The following is an 18,065-nucleotide window of genomic DNA, read 5'->3' as shown; positions in this document are numbered from 1 at the left end:
TGGTGGGATCAGCCGAGGACGTTCGGGCATGACGAAAGCAGCGCGGCAGCCGCGGACGCTGTTCGACAAGGTCTGGGATCTTCACGTCGTCACCGAACGCGAGGATGGCGCCGTTCTGCTGTATATCGACCGCCACCTCGTGCACGAAGGCTCGTTCCACGCCTTCAACAAGCTGAAGGACAGGGGGGCACGCGTGAGCCGCCCGGACCTCACGATCGGTGTTGCCGATCACTACGTGCCGACCCGGACGCGCGCGTTGGGCGAGATTGCGCCCGATATCGCCGGGATGATCAGGCAGTTGGAGGACAATTGCCGCGCCAACGACATCCGCCTGTTCGGCTTCGATGATCCGCGCCAGGGCATCGTGCATGTGGTCGGGCCTGAGCAGGGCCTCACCCTCCCCGGCCTCACCATGGTCTGCGGCGACAGCCACACCTCGACGCATGGCGCGTTCGGCGCGCTCGCCTTCGGCATCGGCGCATCCGAGGTCGCGCATGTGCTGCTGACCCAGTGCCTGTGGCAGAAGCGGCCGAAGCGGATGCGCATCACGGTCGACGGCGTCACGGCGCCCGGCATCACCGCCAAGGACATCGCACTATCGATCATCGCCACGATCGGCGCCGACGGCGCGCAGGGGCACGCGATCGAATATGCGGGCAGCGCGATCCGCGCCCTGTCGATGGAGGGACGGCTGACGCTGTGCAATCTCGCGATCGAGAGCGGCGCCCGCTGCGGCATGATTGCCCCGGACGAGACGACGTTCGCCTATGTCAAGGGACGGCCGTTCGCTCCCGAGACCGACATGCTCGATCGGGCCATTGCCGCGTGGCGTAACCTCCCGACGGATGAAGGCGCGACGTTCGATCGCGAGATCATGCTGCGTGGAATGGATATCGCACCGACGGTGACGTGGGGCATCAGTCCCGAGGATGCGCTGCCGATCGGCGCGTGCGTGCCCGACCCCGCGGACCTCGAGGATCCCTCGCGCGCGAGCCATGTGCAGGAGGCGCTCGACTACATGGGGCTCACGCCGGGCCAGGCGCTCGACACGATCCGGATCGACCGCGTCTTCATCGGCTCATGCACCAACAGCCGTATCGAGGATCTGCGCGCCGCGGCGCGCGTTCTCGCCAGCCGCACGGCGCGCGTGCCGGGGCTGGTATCGCCCGGCTCGCACCTCGTCAAGCAGCAGGCCGAGCAGGAAGGTCTCGACCGCATCTTCATCGCCGCCGGCCTCGACTGGGTCGGCTCCGGCTGTTCGATGTGCGTCGGCATGAACGGCGACCTCGTGCCGTCGGGCGAGCGCTGCGCCTCGACCACGAACCGCAATTTCAAGGGTCGCCAAGGTCCCGGTGCGCGCACCCATCTGATGTCGCCGGCGATGGTTGCGGCGGCCGCGGTGACGGGTCATCTGACCGACGTCCGAGTCTTGATGAGGAGCAACGCATGAAGCCGTTCGACATCCTCACGACATCAGCCTGCGCGCTGCCGCTCGCCAGCATCGACACCGATCAGCTGATTCCGGCGCGCTTCATGAAGCGCTCACGTGCCGACGGCTATGGACAATTTCTGCTCTACGACATGCGCTACGACGAGTCCGGCAAGCCGCGCCCCGACTTCCCGCTCCATGCCATGGCATCGCAAGGCGCCGAGGTGCTGGTGACCCGGCGCAATTTCGGCGCCGGTTCCTCGCGCGAGGCTGCGGTCTACGCGCTGGTCGATTTCGGCTTCCGCTGCGTGATCGCGCCGAGCTTCGGCGACATCTTTGCCTCCAACGCCGTCAACAACGGATTGCTGCCGGCCAAGGTGAGCGAAGCAGACGCAGAGGAGATTCTCGCCCAGCTCCAAACGGTGAGCGCAGCAATCACCGTCGATCTCAGGGAGAGCCTGATCAGACTCGGCAACCGCAACTATTCATTCACCATAGATCCCATCTGGCAGCTCAAGCTGCTCAATGGCTGGGACGACCTCGACCTCACGCTGTCGCTCAAGGGCGACATCGTCGGCTTCGAGGAGCGCGACGGCGGCGACCGCCCGTGGGTTCGACTGGCGGACCGGCCCGCGTAATGTGCGGTTCCGGGCAGACTATGAGGCTCCCAAAAGAAAGAAGCCGCCTACACGATCGGTGCAGGCGGCCCAAGTCCAGGGAGGAAACGCCCCAAGAAGGGCTGCAGTTGGTTTACTAGATCAGGTGAGTCGTGGGTATCCGGATGATACCGGAGGTTGCCGTCCGGTCGACGGGGTCGTTGCCCCGCCCGAGATACCACTGCGCGCTCAGGCTGCCGCCTGGCGCTCCTCGTGCTGAACGAACTGCAGCGTGACCTTCTCGACATTGGAATCGACCCACTTCGCCATCCGCTCCTCCTCCTGCAGCGATTGCTGCAGCGGGCCACGCGCCTGCTCCATGCCGGCGGCGCCGCACAGCGCCAGCAGCGACTTGTAGGCAGCGATCTCGAAATTCTCGAAGGCGTTGTTGGCGAAGGTGTTCTTGAGGATCTCATCGCCCGACATCGCATGTCCCATGGCCATCAGATTGGCCATCACCGACTGCGTCGTATCCTTCAGGGTGGAGCTGCTTTCTCCACACGCGCTCAGACACTGTTCCAGCCGCGTGAGCTGCTCGTTTGTCTCCTGCAGATGGGTCTGCAGCTTGGCCTTGACCTCCGGATAGTCGTCCATTCGCTCGGATTGGGGCTCCATCAGTTCGCGCGCCTGGATCTCCATGGCATGGGCGTTGCGAAGTCCGAGGATGAAGATGTCCCGCGCTTTGTTGCTCATGTGTCCGTTTCCGTCGCTGTGATGGGCGAGAGCCGCCATCGATGTGCGCACAACCGGCCGTCCGGCGGAAACGTTCCAATGTGCCGGTCGCCTCATGGCCGCAGGACGTCGCGAGTCGTTGGAACGCCGCGGATCGACAGCAGCCGCAAAGTCCATTCGACAGGAGCTTGCCGAGGGATCACGCGAGACGATCGACAAGCAGCTGGAGCAGCAGGAGCACTGGAGCAGCAGGAGCAGACAGGGCCACACGGCACGGCCGGTCCCACGGCTGAACTCAGCGGAAACGTCCGGATGATCACCGCCACATCGTCGGAGTGACGAGCTGGGCCTTTTCACGATCATCCCGCAGGTCGTGGCCGGAACCATCGGGGGCGACGCTGGCGGTCGGTTCCGGCTCGAGCTGGATCAGGGATGCCGTCGTCGTGCCCATGGCGGTTCGAGACTCGCCATCTGCGAGCTCACCCGGCGCGCGGACTCGAAGGGAACTCGTCTGATCACTCGGACGGTCAACGGGGTCGTGCATGTGGCAGCTCCGAGCCCTGAAGCGACGGTTACTAATCCTCATCGAGAATAGGCGATATCAACTGCGTTAATCCATGCGCGATCTCGCCGCGTGCGGTCGATTCGTGCCGCACTGCGAGCGAGCGCGGTCTCAGTGCCATCGTTTCGTGGCCGCGCGATGACCGCCGCGATGACGCAAAAAATCGTGATGAGCAGGTTCCGCCACTAATTGCGACTTGCGCCGACACGGTCGAGCAGCGCCGCCCCCGTGCGGATACCCTTATAGAAGCAGTCGATCGTCATGTTCTCATTCGGCGCATGATTGGCCTCGTCGGCATTGGCATAGGGAACGACGAAGGCGGGCACGCCGAGGATCTTGGTGAAGACATAGTCCGGCAAGCTGCCGCCGGTGCAGGGGAATTCGAGCGGGGTGACACCCTGCGCAAGCGCAACGGCGTCACGGATGATCGCGGCGAACGGTGAATCGAGCGGCACGCGCGACGGCAGCATGCCCCCGCGCGGGATGAACTCGACATCCGGCGCATGCCTCTTCACATGCGCCTCGACCTTGGCCAGCACGTCGTCCGGCGTCATCGCCTCGACCAGGCGGATGTCACACTTCACGAACGCCTCGCAGGGAAGGACAGTCTTGCTGCCAGGTCCGCCATAGCCGCCATGAAAGCCGTTGATGGTGAGCGTCGGATGGAACATCAGCCTTTCGTAGTAGCCTCTGTCCGCCGGTGCATCGAGACGGCTGAGACCCAGGCTCGCCTTGGCGGCATGGAGGTCGAGCGGCAGGCGGTTCACTGCAGCGACATCGAGCTCGCCTGGCGGCACGATCGCATCGTGCAGGCCGTCGATGGTAATCTCGCCCGCGGCATTCTTCATGGTGCCGAGCAGATGCACCAGGGTCCAGATCGGGTTCGGCACGACGCCGCCGAGGTTGCCGGAATGCACGTCACGATTCGCATGCCGGGCGCGCAGCTCGAAGGAGCACATGCCGCGCACGCCGTAAGTCATGGTCGGGCGGCCGGAGGGATGCATCGGACCATCGGCGGTGACGACGAAATCCGCTTTCAACTGCTCGCGATGCGCGGCGACGAAATCGGCGATCCGCGGGCTGCCGATCTCCTCCTCGCCCTCGAGCAGGACGATGACGTTGCAGGGTAGCTCGCCATGGACCGCGAGATGGGACTCGATCGCCATCAGCTGCGCGAAATGCTGCCCCTTGTTGTCGCCGATACCGCGCGCGTAGATGCGGCCGTCGCGGATGGTCGGCTCGAACGGAGGGCTCAGCCAAAGATCGAGCGGATCGGGCGGCTGCACGTCGTAGTGGCCGTAGAGCAGCACGGTGGGCGCGCCCGGTTTCTTCTGCCATCGTCCGAGCACCATCGGATGGCCTGCCGTCGGCACCGTCTCGGCCTCCAGCCCGATCTCGCGCAGCATTTTCACCAGCAGTGCTGCGACTTCTGCGATACCGATATTATGGGCGCTGATCGAGGGATGGCGAACATAGTCCATGACGCGGGCAAGGAAATCCTGCTTGTGAGCGTCGATATGGGCGAGCACCGCATCCAGGCCGGCGGACGGAGATGGCAGGCTGCGCGCGTCGTTCATGAGGTCGGCTTTCCCTGGCGAGTGCGATGAAGAGGCGGACCATGTTCGATCGAAATCATCCAGAAAGCAAATGACGCGCGGAGCGAAGCCCCGCGCGTCATCGATAGGCCATTCGTCTGATGCGCTGCTCAGCCTTTGGCAGCGGTGATCACGATCTCGATCAACGCGCCACCGCCGAGATCGGAGATGCCGACGGTGGCACGCACCGGCAGGTCTTCGCCGAAGAACTCGATCCAGGCCGCATCCATCTCCTTCTTCTTGGACAGGTCCGTGACGAAGATCTGGCCCGACACGACGCGTGATCGATCGGTGCCGGCCTCCTTGAGGAAGCCGTCGATCTTGCCGAGAATGTTCCGAGTCTGCTCGCCCATCGATACCGAGGTATCGTCTGCGATGGTACCGCCGATGAACACGAAGCCGTTGGCCTCGACGATGCGGTGATGAATGGCGGAGCGGATCTTGCGGGTGATGGTCATGCTGTCCTCATGCGGTTGCTGACGGGGTGGTCTTGCGGAAGCGCTCGATGCTGAGCCCGCCGATGCGCGTCTGGGTGCCGCCATGGACGATCAGCTCGGCCATCACGGCGCCGGCGCCGGGCCCGAGCTGGAAGCCGTGCGCCGAGAAGCCGAACTGGTGAAACAGTCCCTCGTGCAGCGCGCTCGGGCCAAACACCGGAATGTCGTCGCGCATGCGGGCCTCGATGCCGGCCCAGGCGCGCGTGATGGTCGCGCTGCGCATCACCTCGAACAGCTCGGAGACCGTGCGCGCACTCTCGGCGAGCTTGCGCCAGTCGAGCACCGTCTCGTTGCGGTCCTGGTCGGGCGCGGCAAGATGCCCGCCGCCGATGAGCACCGTACCATTCGGGAACTGCTTGAACGACAGCTTGCGGCCACGCAGGATCACGACGGGATCGATGAAATGCGCGACCGGCGAGGTGATCATCAGCATCGGCGCGATGGTCTCGACCGGCACCGGCTCCCCCAGCTGCGTGGCTAAACGTCCCGCCCAGGCGCCTGCGGCATTGACCAGTACCCGGGATGCAAACGTCTCGGCGCCGACGTCGACATGCCAGACGCCGTGCTCCCTGCGAATGTTGGTCGCGGCGATGCCCTCGCGGATGGTCGCGCCGAGCTGCTCGGCTTTGCGGCGGAACGCCGTCGTGGTGCGCGCGGGTTGCGCCGCGCCGTCGCGGCGTGACACCACGCCGCCCGGACAGCTCTCCGCCACCGCGGGAACCAGCCGGCGGAGCTCCGCGCCGTCGATCAACTCCTCATGGGTGAAGCCGTGCGCATTGAGGTCTGCGACGCGGGCGCGGCAGGCGTCGAGCTCCGCGTCGTTCTCGGCGACCAACACCTGACCATGGCTCTCGAAGCCGCAATCATCATCGACGAGGTCGACAATGGTCTCCCAGATCCCCATCGAGCGGATCGAGAGCGGGATCTCGGCGACATCGCGCATGAGCTGGCGCACGCCACCGGCGTTGACGCCTGAGGCATGACGGCCGGCATAGTCCTTCTCGATCAACACCGGCTTCAAGCCGGCGAGACAAAGGTGCAGCGCGGTGGAGCAGCCATGGATGCCGCCACCGACAATGATGGCATCCGCATGCTTGATCATCCGCGCACCACGGCCTTGATCGACTCCTCGCTCTTCGGCAGGCTCGCCAGCTCCGACAGCATGATCGGCTTCACCGGCGCACGCAGGCGATAATAGCCGATCTCCTGCGGGCTCTTGCCGCGGGCTTCGGCCATCAGCTCCGTGACGGTGAGGCCGCACAGCCGCCCCTGGCACGGACCCATGCCGGTGCGACGATAGGCCTTGAGCTGGTTCGGCCCGGTTGCGCCGATCGCAACGGAATCGAGCACGTCCTTGGCCGTGATCTCCTCGCAGCGACAGACGATCGTGTCGCCTTGCGGGATCCGGAACTGTCTTGCCGGCTGGAACAGAACATCGAGAAAGGCGCGTCCCCGCTCGGCCCGCGCCAACTCAGCGGAAAGATCAACGATCTTCGCCTGCGGCCGCAGCGCCTTGATCGCATCGCCCGCCGCCCGTCGGCCGCGCACCACGGCTGCCTGTGCCCCGCCGATTCCGGCGCCGTCGCCGGCAATCGCGATGCCGGCAACAGAACTATTGCCGAACGCATCCAGCACCGGCGTCCAGCACAGCTGCCGCTCGTTCCAGCGATGCTCGATGCCGGCAGCCATCGCGAGATTGACATTGGGCACGACGCCCTGATGCAGCAGCAGCAGCTCGGCCGGCAGCCTCTCGCGCTTGCCGCTCGCCGTGGCATAGCTGATAGCCGAAAGCGTCCCGTCCCCTTCCGCCGCGAGCTCGGTCACGCCGCTGGTGACGCGCACCTTCGCACGCACCTCGCGCATCATCGCCAGGCCCTTGCTGAAATAGGGCGAGGTCAGGAATCCGAAGGCGTGAGGCAGCGCGGCAATGTAGTTGGCACGCGGTGTGGTGTCGAGCACGCGATCGATGCGGCCGCCAAGGCGCAGGATCTGCGCCGCGAGCAGCCACAGCAGCGGCCCCTGCCCCGCAAGCACCGTCGGGCAGTCAGGCACCAGGCCGGAGGATTTCAGCATCGTCTGCGCCGCGCCCGCCGTCATCACGCCGGGCAAGGTCCAGCCGGGAATCGGAAACGGACGCTCCTGCGCACCGGTCGCGATGATGACGCGCTTTGCTCTGACAAAGGCGGATCCGCCGCCGACGGACACGCCGATCTCCAGATCGCGGTCGAGGCTCCACACGGTGGCACGATGGATGATCTCGGCGCCACTGTCGCGCGCGGCCCTCGCGATCTCCGCGCCCGACCAATAGTCCACGCCAAGCAGCGCTTCGGTCTTCACAGGCGTGGAATTGATCGCGCGCCAGACCTGGCCGCCCGGGCCGGCATTCTCGTCCAGCAGCAGCGTGGACAGGCCGGCCTCGGCCGTCATCGCCGTTGCGGCGAGACCTGCGGGACCTGCGCCAATCACCACCACATCGTATTGATCCTGCTTCGGCGCGGCGCTCATTTGCCGATCTCCCGCTTGCCCTTCTGGATTTCGATCTGCATGCCCTCGGCAACGGGCACGAGACAGCCCTGGCGGTTGCCCACGCCGTCGATGGTGACGAGGCAATCGAAGCACACGCCCATCATGCAGTAAGGCAGCCGCCTGGCACCGCTGACCGCGGTCGCGCGCCTGACATCGAGGCCGGAGGCGAGCAGCGCCGCCGATACCGTGTCGCCTTCGCGCGCAGCGATCGCCTGGCCCTCGACATGGATCGTCACCGATCCCCTGCCATCACCGTCTACACGTTTGAACATCATCGTCTCCGTGGCGGCCTTCGCCGCAATCTCAGTAGTAGCCACTTCCGCCAGCTCCGGCCTCGCTGTCGAAGCGCCTTGCCGTGAAGGCCCCGACCAGCTCCGGCTCCAGCGCGCCCTGCTGGATCATGCGCGCGATCTCGAAGGCGTGGTTGGCGGCCAAGGTCACGCCGGAATGGCAGCAGGCGACGAAGGCGCCCGGATGCGTCTCCGACTGCTCATAGATCGGAAAACCATCCCTCGGCATCACGCGAATGCCGGTCCAGCTCCTGACCACGTTGAGCCGCGCCAGATGCGGGAAGGTGCGCTGGGCGCGATCGGCCATGACCGCGTTGACGGAAAAGTTCTGCACGCGATCGTCGAGCTCATCCTCCTTGCTGTCGCCGATCATCACCGTACCCTCGTCGGTCTGGCGGATCGTGGTCAGCGGATGCGGCAGGAACGGCATGGTGCGCTCGGTCACGACGATCTGACCGCGCGTCGGGCCCATCGGCGCCGACAGGCCGACCATCGGCGCCAGCGTCTGGTTGGCATTGCCCGCGGCGAGCACGACCTTCGCCGCACGGATCTCGCCATGCGCCGTCGTCAACTTGAACTCATTGCCATCACGCATGATCGCGCCGACCGCGCGCTCCGGCAGATAGTCGACGCCGAACTGCTTCATTCCGACATGCAGCGCACGGAAGGTGCGCAGCGAATTCACATGACCGTCATAGGGACAGAAGCTGCCGCCGGAGACCTCCGGCCCGATCAGCGGCAGCATCTTCCTGACCTCAGCTGCCGGCAGCATCTCCATCTGATAGTCCGCGGCGCCGACCTGGTTGTGCATGCGCGCAACGAGCTGCGTCCGCTGCTCGTATTCGGGCTCGCCCAAAGTGAGATGGAAGCCGCCATTCTGCTGCAAGACGACGTCGAGACCCGTTTGGGCCTTCAGCTCCTCGGCGAGCTTCGGCCATGCCTTGGCGCCGCGCACCGTCCAGCCGGTATAGGCCGGCATGCCCAGACCCTTGCTCTGCACCCAGACCAGCGCAAAGTTCGCACGCGAGGCGCGCTTGGCGATGTCGCCTTCGTCGAGCACCGCGACACGCTGGCCGAGCCGGCCGAGGCCCCAGGCAATCGCGGAGCCAAGCAGCCCGCCGCCGACGACGGCGACGTCATAGTCTCTCATCATGATGTCTCCTATCGCCCTGCGTCGCCGCCCTTGGCGGTCAGCACCCGGTCGAGTCCATAGACGCGATCGAGCAGGATGAGCACGGCCATGGTGATGGCGATGACGCTGGCCGACACCGATGTCACCAGCGGATCGATGTTGTCCTGGATGTAGAGGAACATGCGGACAGGCAGGGTCTCGGTGCCCGGCGTCGCCAGGAATACGGTCATGGTCAGATCATCGAACGACTGGATGAAGGCGAGCATCCAGCCACTGACGATGCCGGGCAGAATTGCGGGCAGCGTGACGCGGCGGAACATGGTCCAGCCGTCGGCGCCGAGCGAGATCGCGGCCATCTCGACCGAGCGGTCCATGCCGGTGGCGGAAGCCAGCGTCAGGCGCAGCGCGAACGGAAACACCACGACGACGTGGGCGATCACCAGCGCGACGAAGGTACCGCCGATGCCGACGGAGGTGAAGAAGCGCAGGAATGCGATGCCGAGCACGACGTGCGGGATCATCAGCGGCGACAGGAACAGCGCCGACAGCGCGTCGCGGCCGCGAAAACGCGTGCGGCTCAGCGCCAGAGCCGCCGGCACGGCGAACAAGAGCGCGATGCATGACGACAGCGCGCCGAGCCACAGGCTGACGCCGAAGGCATGGACGAATTCAGGGTAGTTGGCGAGCGCCCTGAACCAGCGCAGCGAAAAATGCGTCAGCGGGATCGACAGAAAGCCTTCCGGCGTGAACGCGACCCAGCACACGACCAGGATCGGAGCCACCATGAACACGACGAACAGGGTGTGGAAGATCAGCGCGACGGGACCATTCCGGCTCATCGGAACATCTCCTGGTAGCGGCGCTCGATCAACGCATTGGAGCCGACGACGATCAGCACCAGCGCAATCAGCAGCAGCACGGCCACGGCCGCGCCGAGCGGCCAGTTCAAGGTGTTGAGGAACTCATCATAGGCGAGCGTCGCGGCGACCTTCAGCCGGCGGCCGCCGATGATCGCGGGTGTTGCGAACGCACTGGCCGACAGCGAGAACACGATGATCGCGCCCGACAGCACGCCCGGCATGATCTGCGGCAGCACGATGCGACGGACGACCGTGAGCGAACCGGCGCCGAGCGACAGCGCCGCGTTCTCGACCTGCGGATCGAGCCGCTGCAGCGCGGTCCACACTGCGAGAACCATGAACGGCATCATTGCATGCGCCAGCGCGATGATCATGCCGGTCTCGGTGAACATGAAACGGACCGGCGAATCGATCAGGCCGACCGTCATCAGCAGCTTGTTGGCAAGACCGTTGTTGCCGCCAAACAGCAGCGCCCAGCCGAGCGTGCGCGCCACCACCGAGATCAGCAGCGGGCCGATGATCACGAGGAGGAAGAGACCCTTCCACCGCCCCTGCATGCGATTGAGGATATAGGCCTCGGGCACGCCGAACACCGCCGTGATCAAGGTCGCCAGCACGGCGACCCGGAAGGTACGCCAGAACATCTCGGCGTAGTAAGGGTCATCAAAGATCTCGATCCAGTTCTTCAGGATGAAGACCGGCTCGATTCCCTTGTACTGGCCCCAATCGTGGAACGACAGCATCACCGTCATGACAAGGGGAATGACGACGACGCCGATGAACAGCATCAAGGCTGGTAGCGCGAGCGACAGGCCGGCGCGGGCGTCGGACGAGTCGGTGGCAGCGGTGACGCTCATGCTGCGGCCCGCGCGGCCCGCAGGCTCATGTCGGAGGCCTGCCAGACCAGATGAACGGCGGCGCCCTGCTCCGGCTGGCTCTGACCGTCATTCTGCCGGATCACGATCGCGGGCCCGCATTCGGTGTCGCATTGGAACAGCCAGTGATTGCCCTGGAAGATGCGGCTGGTGATGCGGCCGGCGAGGCCTGCATTGCCGAAGCTGATGCGCTCGGGCCGCACGCTGACCGTGACGGGACCGGCCACGCCGGCCGGCGCCGGCGCGCTCCACGTGCCCGCGACCAGCCTGGGCTGCCCCGAGACGCGATCCACCGTCGCGGAAAACTCGTTCGTCTTGCCGAGGAACTGTGCGACGAAAGCCGACGCCGGCTGCTCATAGACCTGCTGCGGCGTGCCGATCTGCTCGATCCTGCCCTTGCTCATCACGACGATGCGGTCGGACAGCGACATCGCCTCGATCTGGTCGTGGGTGACGAGGATGGTGGTGGTGCCGAGATTGCGCTGGATCTGGCGCAGCTCGATCTGCATGTCCTCGCGCAGCCGCGCGTCGAGATTCGACAGCGGCTCGTCGAGCAGCAGCACGCTGGGACGGATCACAAGCGCGCGCGCCAGCGCCACGCGCTGCTGCTGGCCGCCGGACATGCGGCGCGGATGGCGGTCCTCATAGCCGGCGAGACCTACGAGCGCGAGGGCCGAACTCACCCGCTCCTCGCGCTCGCGACGTGAGACTTTGCGCATTTCGAGACCAAAGGCGACGTTCTCGGCCGCCGTCATGTGCGGAAACAGCGCATAGCTCTGGAAGACGATGCCGAGCCCCCGCCTGGCCGGCGGCACCGCGACGAGATCCTTGCCCTCCAGCCGGATCGCGCCGTGCGAGGGATCGAGGAAGCCCGCGATCATCTGCAAGGTCGTGGTCTTGCCGCAGCCGGACGGGCCGAGGAACGAGACGAACTCGCCCTTGCTGACGGCCAGACTGAACTCTTCGACGGCCGTGTTGGGGCCGAAGGACTTTCCGACGCGATCGAGCTCGAGGAAGGACATGAAGAGGTTTCCAAACTAACGCTGGACCGGAAAATGCTCGGCCACACAACGACCAGCACCGCCAGACATCGTCTCAGTCCAGCAACGCGCTTGCTGCGACTTCGCCCCGCTTGCAGGGAGAGGTCGGATTGCATCGACAGCTGCAATCCGGGTGAGGCGCCACAGGTCTAACGACTTGCACCACCCGTGCGGCCGCCCCTCACCCCTGCCCTCTCCCCGTGAAGAACGGGGAGAGGGAGCTCACTGCCGTCTGAATCAATAAGCGTGGCAAATCATCAGCGCTCGACCTCGCGATTCCAGCGCTTGGTCCATTCCTCACGCTTCTCGTTCACCACGGTCCAATCCGGCGCGTAGACCTTGGCGGCCCGCTCGCCGATGGGAGCCATGGTGCCGACGCCCTCGGGGACGACGACGGACTTGACCACCGGCCCGTAGCCATATTCCTTCAGCATCGTCAGCTGAATCTTCGGGTCGAGCAGCAGCTTGATGAAGCTCGAGGCCAGCGGCGAGACCGAGGCCTTGGCGATCGGGCATGCCGTCGTCAAAAGGCTGACGGCGCCTTCCTTCGGGTAGACGAAATCGACCGGGAAGCCGGTGTTGGCGAAGCTCTGCACGCGGCCACTGCCCCACACCGCGATGACGGCCTGGCCCGATTGAAACAGCTCGGTCATCTTGCCCGGCGACGGCTCATAGGCGAGCACGTTCGGATTGATGTCGGACTTGAATATCTTGAAACCGGCATCGACATTGCTTTCGCTGCCGCCGTTCATCTTCGCCATCATCAGGAGCACGTTGAGGCCGTAGGTGTTATTGATCGGCGGGATGACGAGCAGCTGCTTGTATTTCGGATCCTTGAGATCGTTCCATGATGTCGGCGCCGCCCAACCCTTCTCGGCGAACACCTTCTTGTTGTACATCAGGCCCGTCGCGACGAGGCCGATGGCAACCGCCTTGTCGTCCTTGAAGCGCGCGACATCCAGCAGATCGCCGGGCAGGCCGCTCACCCTGTCGCAGAAGCCGAGCTGGATCGCCTGATACATCGGACCGTCGTCGACGATGGCGACGTCGATCTGCTGATTGCCCTTCTGCGCCTGCAGCTTGGCGAGCGTGTCGGTGGAGTTGCCGGCGACGTATTCGACCTTGACCCCGTTGGCCTGCTCGAATTGCGGGATCACCTCCTCGCGGACGGTCTTCTCGAACGAGCCACCGTAGCCGGCGACGTAGAGCGTCTTCTGCTGAGCCTGGACATGCGCGGTGGTGACCAGCACGGCCACGCTGACCGCCGTCAGAAAGTGAAGATGCTTCATTGGACCCGATCTCCCGTTTGTCCTGGATGCGAGACGGTATTTTGAAACCGTCAGGGAGATCGACCGGTCGAGCCATTAGGCTGTCCAAAAAAGCTGACGCCCAACAGCCTAAAAAACGAGCCGTCCCTCACCCTGCCAAAAAAGATCGCAGTCAGGGCTTTGATCGTCCAATGAATAATGACACCATCTTCATGCTGAAATGTTATGGAGTGACACCATGGCGCGGATCAACTCGCGGCAGGTCGAAGCCTTCCGGGCGATGATGCTGACCGGCAGCGTTACCGAAGCGGCGAAGCTGATGGCGGTGACGCAGCCGGCCGTCAGCCGGCTGCTGCGGGACTTCCAGGCGCTGCTTAAGATGGAGCTGTTCGAGCGTCGCGGCACCGGCCTGGTGCCGACGGCGGCGGCGACGGCGCTGTACATGGAGGTCGAGCGCTCCTTCGTGGGGCTCGATCGCATCACCGCGGCCGCCGAGGAAATTCGCGGCCGGCGCACCGGCACGCTGCGCATCGCCGCTCTGCCTGCACTCTCGAACGGTTATCTGCCGCGGCTGGCCGGCCGCTTCCTGCAGGAGCGGCCGAACCTCAATCTGGCGTTCTTCGGCGTGATCTCGCCGATCGTGATCGACTGGGTGTTGAACGCACAATGCGACGTCGGTTTCGCCGAGGTGCCGATCGCCCATGCCGGGCTGCCGAGCATCAAGCTGCCGGCGCTGCCACGCGTCGCCGTGCTCCCTGCAGGCCACCGGCTCGCAGACAAGGCCTGCCTGGCGCCGCGCGACTTCGCGGACGAGACCTTCATCTCGCTCTCGGCCGGCTCCACCAGCCGGCACCTGATCGACCAGATCTTTCATCGTGAGGACGTCAGGCGCGTGCTGCGGGTCGAGACGACGCTGTCGGAGATCATGTGCGGGATGGTGTCGTCGGGATTGGGCGTCTCGATCTGCGATCCGTTCACCGCACGCGAGTTCGACGGCCGGGGCGTGGTGATGCGGCCGTTCACGCCGCGCATCGACTTCGAATTCGCCGCGGTGTTCCCGCCGCAGCGCAGCCCCTCGCCGGTGGCACTCGATCTGGTCGAAACCGTGCGCCGCGCGCTCGACGAGCTCAACACGTTGTCGGTCGTCGAAGAGGCCTGAGAAAGCGACCTCAGCATCGCCTGTTCATCACGCCGGAACTCCGCTGCAGCTCGCGGTGTTTGGTCTGCAATGGTCCGGTCTTCCGTTACGCCAAAATTCCAGAAAGCGGACAGGTCCCGCAGCGTTGCCGCCGGCACCGCGCCCGCAAGGGCGCGGCCATCGCCATCGTCGGACGCGCCGCTCGGGCTGCTTGCGCTTCATCTGCTCAGCGAGCGGCAACGTCGCAAGACGCACGGGCTCATCTTCATCGCCGACAACGAGCCGCGCGCCGAGCGCCTCGCTGCCGTTCTCCATGCCATGGATCCTGGCTGCGACGTGCTCGTGCTCCCCCGCTTCGATACCCTGCCCTTCGATGACGCCGAGCCGTCGCGCGAGGTGGCCGGTCGCCGTACCCATGTGCTGCGGCGGCTCGCCGAGCGGGCGAGCGCTCCGCTCCTGATCTCAACCGTCGAGGCCATGCTGCCGCGCGTCCCGCCGCCGCGATGCTGGACGGACTGGTCACTGCGTGTGGCCACCGACCAATCGATCGATGTCGAGGCGTTTCGTAAGGCGCTGATCGCTTCGGGCTATGACCCCGACGAGCCTCCCGACCATCCCGGTGGCCTGCTCTGTCATGGCCAGACCACCGAGCTGTTTCCCGCCGGCGCTCTCGGGCCGGTCAGGATCAGCCACGCCGACGGAGTGGTCAGGGACATTCACTTCTTCGACCCCGTGCATCAGAACCAGATCGCCGCCGCCGAAACGCTGGTGATCGATCCGATGTCGGAGCGCGAGATCGGCGATGAAGCGGCCAGAATCGACATCTTCGACTATCTCGACGGCGCCGACATCATCGTCGACACCGAGGTGCCGCAAAGAGCGGACCTGCGCCACGCGGCTCTCGACGAGAACGCTCCCGATGCGGCTCGCCGCCAGCGCGGTTTCATCGGCCGCGATGCCTGGCAGCACGCGCTGGGTGTGGCGACCGTCCTGCCGAAAACAAGTGATCTGGAGCCGATCCCGCGTTTCGCCGAGCAGAAATCAGCCCGCAATGCCCTCCGGCGTTTCATCGCGTCCTGCCATCAGCTCGGCCTAGGCGTCATCTTCACCGCCGGCACCGCGCATGACCTCGCGCGCATGGAGCGCCTCGCGGGCGTGAAGGCCGAGCGCTGCGCGAATTGGGCGGCCGCCATGCGAGCGTCGCGCGCCGGCGTCGCCGCGCTGATGGTAGACCTGGAGCGCGGATTCAGGACCGGCACGACGCAGCCCTTGTCCGTCATCACCGCAGCCGAGGTGCTCGGCAGCAGAGCCCGGCATCTTCAACCGATGACACGGCAGCAGGCCGCTCACGGTGCGGAGATCAGGCCGCTTCCGGGCAGTGCCGTCGTCCATCTCCAGCGCGGCCTCGCTTTGCTGCGGGGACTGGAGCTCGTCTCTGCGCCGGATGTCAGCCCGCGCGAGATGATCCGCCTGCAATTTGCCGACGACGAGGCCATCCTTCTCCCGATCGGCGAGCTCGCTTCGATCTGGCCGTACGCGCGCGACCCGAGCGGCGTCAGGCTCGATGATGCCGACGGCCGCTCCTGGGCGGCCCGCTGCCTCCGTGCCGAGAGGGAGATCGACAGCACCGCCGAGGCGCTGTCGGAGCTGATCCGCGCGCGACGACGAACAGAAGCGCCGCGCATCATGGCTCCTGCGGTCGCCTACGAGCGCTTCGTCGCGCGGTTTCCCTATCTGGCGACGCCCGACCAGGCTGCCGCGATCGAGGATGTGCTGAAGGACCTCGGAGCAGGACATCCGATGGACCGCATCGTGTGCGGCGATGTCGGCTTCGGCAAGACCGAGGTTGCCTTGCGTGCGGCCGCGGCGACCGTCCTCGCAGGCCGTCAGGTCGTGCTCGTCGTTCCCACCACCGTGCTTGCGGCTCAGCATGTCCAGACCTTCGCGAAGCGCTTTGCTCCGTTCAGAATCGAAATCGGCCATCTGTCGCGCCTGTCGACGGCTGCGGAGGCGCGTTGCATCAAACGGCGGCTCGCCGACGGCTCGCTCAAGCTCGTGATCGGGACCACCGCCCTGGCGGCCGACGACGTGGTGTTCGCCAATCTTGGTCTGGTGATCATCGACGAGGAGCAGCATTTCGGCGTCGCTGACAAGGCGCGGCTCTCCGCTCTGCGGTCCGGCGTCCACACCCTGACCATGAGCGCCACACCGATCCCGCGCACCATGGCAGGCGCGATGGCCGGCCTGCGCGATCTCAGCGTCATCGCGACACCGCCGGCGCAACGGCTGCCGGTCGTGACGAGGGTCGCGCCGCCGCTCGAGTCCACGCTGGCGATCGCCCTGCGGCGCGAGCACCGACGGCGCGGCCAGAGCTTCGTGATCTGTCCACGCATCAAGGATCTCGCGCCGATGCAGGAGCGCCTTCGCCATGCCGTCCCCGAGCTCAGTTTGGCGGTGATCCACGGCCGGATGGCGGCGCGGGATATCGACGCACAGATGATGCGCTTCGTTTCCGGCCATGCCGACGTCTTGCTGGCGACCAACATCGTCGAGAACGGATTGGACATTCCGCGCGCCAACACGATCCTGATCTCGGGCGCGGAGCGCTTCGGCCTGTCCCAGCTGCACCAGCTGCGCGGCCGGGTCGGACGCGGCGGCATCAGGGCCTTTGCCTACTTGCTGACGGACGCGCCGGGCGACGAGGCCGGGAAGCGGCTGGCCGCACTCGAGGAGCTGAGCGCGACCGGCGCCGGCTTTCAGATCAGCGCGCGGGATCTCGACCTGCGTGGCGCGGGAGACCTGCTGTCCGAGCAGCAGGCCGGTCACGTCCAGATCTTCGGCCCTGCGCTCTATCACGAATTGCTGTCACGGGCGTTGAGCGGCCGGCCGCATCGCGCCGCCGACATGTGGTTTCCGGAGCTGCACATCGATCAGCCGGCGTTCGTACCAACCGACTACGTGCAGGATCAGATCACGCGACTCGAAGTCTATGCGCGCCTGGGCCACGCCGACAGCACAGCGGAGATCGACGACATCGAGGACGACGTGCAGCTTCGCTTCGGTCTCCCGCCACCCGAGGTGAGCAATCTCTTCGCGACGGCGCGGATCGGACTGGAATGCCGCGCGCTCGGCATCACCCGGCTGGACGTCGGAACGGATGGAATCGCCGCACGGCTGAGACCCAAGCCCTCCGCGGCTAAGGGCCGGCAGCAGGCGGGCCCGTCGCGCTCGAGACTCGTCTACAAGCACAAGATCAGCCGCAGCCGGCTGCTGTCGGCAGCGCTCCGCTTCCTGGCTGCCCTGAAACGGAACGGCACGTCCAAGCGGTCACGCTCGCGCGGAAGCTAACATAGTCAGCCGATCGTCGACGCTGCTGCGGGCTGGTCGGCACGACCATCCTGAAGAGGGACAGTCCTTGAAAGGCTTGGTGGGCGCACTAGGGCTCGAACCTAGGACCCGCTGATTAAGAGGCGTATGATTTCGTAGTAGGATCAACGACCATTCCGACGCTTATGTCTTCAGACC

The 18,065-nt window shown here is 65.7% G+C and carries 16 protein-coding genes; 4 read left to right on the top strand and 12 right to left on the bottom strand.

Annotated features, from left to right (window positions below; all coding sequences use genetic code 11):
* Positions 1–28 precede the first annotated feature (28 nt).
* Both leuC and leuD read left to right on the top strand, forming a co-directional pair.
* Complete coding sequence (gene leuC / locus HL666_RS02960; protein WP_172179810.1) at positions 29–1,450, top strand: 3-isopropylmalate dehydratase large subunit; 1,422 nt, start codon at positions 29–31, stop codon at positions 1,448–1,450.
* Positions 1,447–2,067, top strand: coding sequence for a 3-isopropylmalate dehydratase small subunit (gene leuD / locus HL666_RS02955; protein ID WP_172110892.1), 621 nt, complete (start codon positions 1,447–1,449; stop codon positions 2,065–2,067). The genes leuC and leuD overlap by 4 nt, the downstream gene beginning before the upstream one ends.
* A 207-nt stretch (positions 2,068–2,274) precedes the next feature.
* On the opposite strand, the gene HL666_RS02950 is transcribed toward leuD, so the two are convergent.
* The 12 genes from HL666_RS02950 to HL666_RS02900 all read right to left on the bottom strand — a co-directional run bounded on the left by HL666_RS02950 (position 2,275) and on the right by HL666_RS02900 (position 13,423).
* The gene (locus tag HL666_RS02950) at positions 2,275–2,778 is read right to left on the bottom strand and encodes a ferritin-like domain-containing protein (protein ID WP_172179808.1); all 504 of its coding nucleotides are present in this window, start codon (positions 2,776–2,778) and stop codon (positions 2,275–2,277) included.
* A 295-nt stretch (positions 2,779–3,073) separates the two neighbouring features.
* Complete coding sequence (locus HL666_RS34380; RefSeq protein ID WP_283812600.1) at positions 3,074–3,208, bottom strand: hypothetical protein; 135 nt, start codon at positions 3,206–3,208, stop codon at positions 3,074–3,076.
* A gap of 296 nt (positions 3,209–3,504) precedes the next feature.
* Positions 3,505–4,896 (bottom strand): M20/M25/M40 family metallo-hydrolase, encoded by a 1,392-nt coding sequence (locus HL666_RS02945; RefSeq protein ID WP_172131785.1) that lies wholly within the window; start codon positions 4,894–4,896, stop codon positions 3,505–3,507.
* A gap of 128 nt (positions 4,897–5,024) precedes the next feature.
* A complete protein-coding gene (locus HL666_RS02940) occupies positions 5,025–5,372 on the bottom strand; it encodes a RidA family protein (RefSeq protein WP_172131784.1) in 348 nt (115 codons plus the stop codon).
* A gap of 7 nt (positions 5,373–5,379) precedes the next feature.
* On the bottom strand, positions 5,380–6,513 hold the full coding sequence (locus HL666_RS02935; RefSeq protein ID WP_172131783.1) for an NAD(P)/FAD-dependent oxidoreductase: 1,134 nt from the start codon (positions 6,511–6,513) through the stop codon (positions 5,380–5,382).
* On the bottom strand, positions 6,510–7,916 hold the full coding sequence (locus HL666_RS02930) for an FAD-dependent oxidoreductase (RefSeq protein WP_172131782.1): 1,407 nt from the start codon (positions 7,914–7,916) through the stop codon (positions 6,510–6,512). Before HL666_RS02930 ends, HL666_RS02935 begins: the two co-directional genes overlap by 4 nt.
* Positions 7,913–8,209: a (2Fe-2S)-binding protein gene (locus HL666_RS02925; RefSeq protein WP_172110898.1), complete on the bottom strand. Its 297-nt coding sequence runs from the start codon at positions 8,207–8,209 to the stop codon at positions 7,913–7,915. The genes HL666_RS02930 and HL666_RS02925 overlap by 4 nt, the downstream gene beginning before the upstream one ends.
* A 31-nt stretch (positions 8,210–8,240) precedes the next feature.
* Positions 8,241–9,380 carry an NAD(P)/FAD-dependent oxidoreductase gene (locus tag HL666_RS02920; RefSeq protein ID WP_172110899.1) on the bottom strand — a complete coding sequence of 380 codons (1,140 nt, stop codon included), beginning with the start codon at positions 9,378–9,380 and terminating at the stop codon, positions 8,241–8,243.
* Positions 9,381–9,388: 8 nt separating this feature from the next.
* Positions 9,389–10,198, bottom strand: a complete 810-nt coding sequence (locus tag HL666_RS02915; protein ID WP_172131781.1) for an ABC transporter permease — start codon at positions 10,196–10,198, stop codon at positions 9,389–9,391.
* Positions 10,195–11,076: an ABC transporter permease gene (locus HL666_RS02910; RefSeq protein ID WP_172131780.1), complete on the bottom strand. Its 882-nt coding sequence runs from the start codon at positions 11,074–11,076 to the stop codon at positions 10,195–10,197. Before HL666_RS02910 ends, HL666_RS02915 begins: the two co-directional genes overlap by 4 nt.
* The gene (locus HL666_RS02905; protein ID WP_172110902.1) at positions 11,073–12,116 is read right to left on the bottom strand and encodes an ABC transporter ATP-binding protein; all 1,044 of its coding nucleotides are present in this window, start codon (positions 12,114–12,116) and stop codon (positions 11,073–11,075) included. Before HL666_RS02905 ends, HL666_RS02910 begins: the two co-directional genes overlap by 4 nt.
* Before the next feature lie 275 nt (positions 12,117–12,391).
* The gene (locus HL666_RS02900; RefSeq protein WP_172179806.1) at positions 12,392–13,423 is read right to left on the bottom strand and encodes an ABC transporter substrate-binding protein; all 1,032 of its coding nucleotides are present in this window, start codon (positions 13,421–13,423) and stop codon (positions 12,392–12,394) included.
* Positions 13,424–13,640: 217 nt separating this feature from the next.
* Here HL666_RS02900 and HL666_RS02895 point away from each other — a divergent pair, with 217 nt between their 5' ends.
* A complete protein-coding gene (locus HL666_RS02895; RefSeq protein WP_172110904.1) occupies positions 13,641–14,561 on the top strand; it encodes a LysR substrate-binding domain-containing protein in 921 nt (306 codons plus the stop codon).
* 69 nt (positions 14,562–14,630) lie between these two features.
* Positions 14,631–17,888: a DEAD/DEAH box helicase gene (locus tag HL666_RS02890; protein ID WP_172179804.1), complete on the top strand. Its 3,258-nt coding sequence runs from the start codon at positions 14,631–14,633 to the stop codon at positions 17,886–17,888.
* The last annotated feature ends 177 nt before the right edge of the window (positions 17,889–18,065 follow it).

The sequence above is a fragment of the Bradyrhizobium aeschynomenes genome (assembly GCF_013178945.1).
GTDB classification, from domain to species: Bacteria; Pseudomonadota; Alphaproteobacteria; order Rhizobiales; family Xanthobacteraceae; genus Bradyrhizobium; species Bradyrhizobium aeschynomenes.
This window is presented reverse-complemented; position numbering and strand designations above follow the sequence as displayed.

Coding starts and splice junctions, on each gene's coding strand:
- HL666_RS02925 (WP_172110898.1), bottom strand. CDS start 8,209: ATGTTCAAACGTGTAGACGGTGATGGCAGGGGATCGGTGACGATCCAT.
- HL666_RS02905 (WP_172110902.1), bottom strand. CDS start 12,116: ATGTCCTTCCTCGAGCTCGATCGCGTCGGAAAGTCCTTCGGCCCCAAC.
- HL666_RS34380 (WP_283812600.1), bottom strand. CDS start 3,208: ATGGGCACGACGACGGCATCCCTGATCCAGCTCGAGCCGGAACCGACC.
- leuC (WP_172179810.1), top strand. CDS start 29: ATGACGAAAGCAGCGCGGCAGCCGCGGACGCTGTTCGACAAGGTCTGG.
- HL666_RS02935 (WP_172131783.1), bottom strand. CDS start 6,513: ATGATCAAGCATGCGGATGCCATCATTGTCGGTGGCGGCATCCATGGC.
- HL666_RS02940 (WP_172131784.1), bottom strand. CDS start 5,372: ATGACCATCACCCGCAAGATCCGCTCCGCCATTCATCACCGCATCGTC.
- HL666_RS02950 (WP_172179808.1), bottom strand. CDS start 2,778: ATGAGCAACAAAGCGCGGGACATCTTCATCCTCGGACTTCGCAACGCC.
- HL666_RS02900 (WP_172179806.1), bottom strand. CDS start 13,423: ATGAAGCATCTTCACTTTCTGACGGCGGTCAGCGTGGCCGTGCTGGTC.
- HL666_RS02945 (WP_172131785.1), bottom strand. CDS start 4,896: ATGAACGACGCGCGCAGCCTGCCATCTCCGTCCGCCGGCCTGGATGCG.
- HL666_RS02930 (WP_172131782.1), bottom strand. CDS start 7,916: ATGAGCGCCGCGCCGAAGCAGGATCAATACGATGTGGTGGTGATTGGC.
- HL666_RS02895 (WP_172110904.1), top strand. CDS start 13,641: ATGGCGCGGATCAACTCGCGGCAGGTCGAAGCCTTCCGGGCGATGATG.
- HL666_RS02915 (WP_172131781.1), bottom strand. CDS start 10,198: ATGAGCCGGAATGGTCCCGTCGCGCTGATCTTCCACACCCTGTTCGTC.
- HL666_RS02920 (WP_172110899.1), bottom strand. CDS start 9,380: ATGATGAGAGACTATGACGTCGCCGTCGTCGGCGGCGGGCTGCTTGGC.
- HL666_RS02910 (WP_172131780.1), bottom strand. CDS start 11,076: ATGAGCGTCACCGCTGCCACCGACTCGTCCGACGCCCGCGCCGGCCTG.
- HL666_RS02890 (WP_172179804.1), top strand. CDS start 14,631: ATGGTCCGGTCTTCCGTTACGCCAAAATTCCAGAAAGCGGACAGGTCC.
- leuD (WP_172110892.1), top strand. CDS start 1,447: ATGAAGCCGTTCGACATCCTCACGACATCAGCCTGCGCGCTGCCGCTC.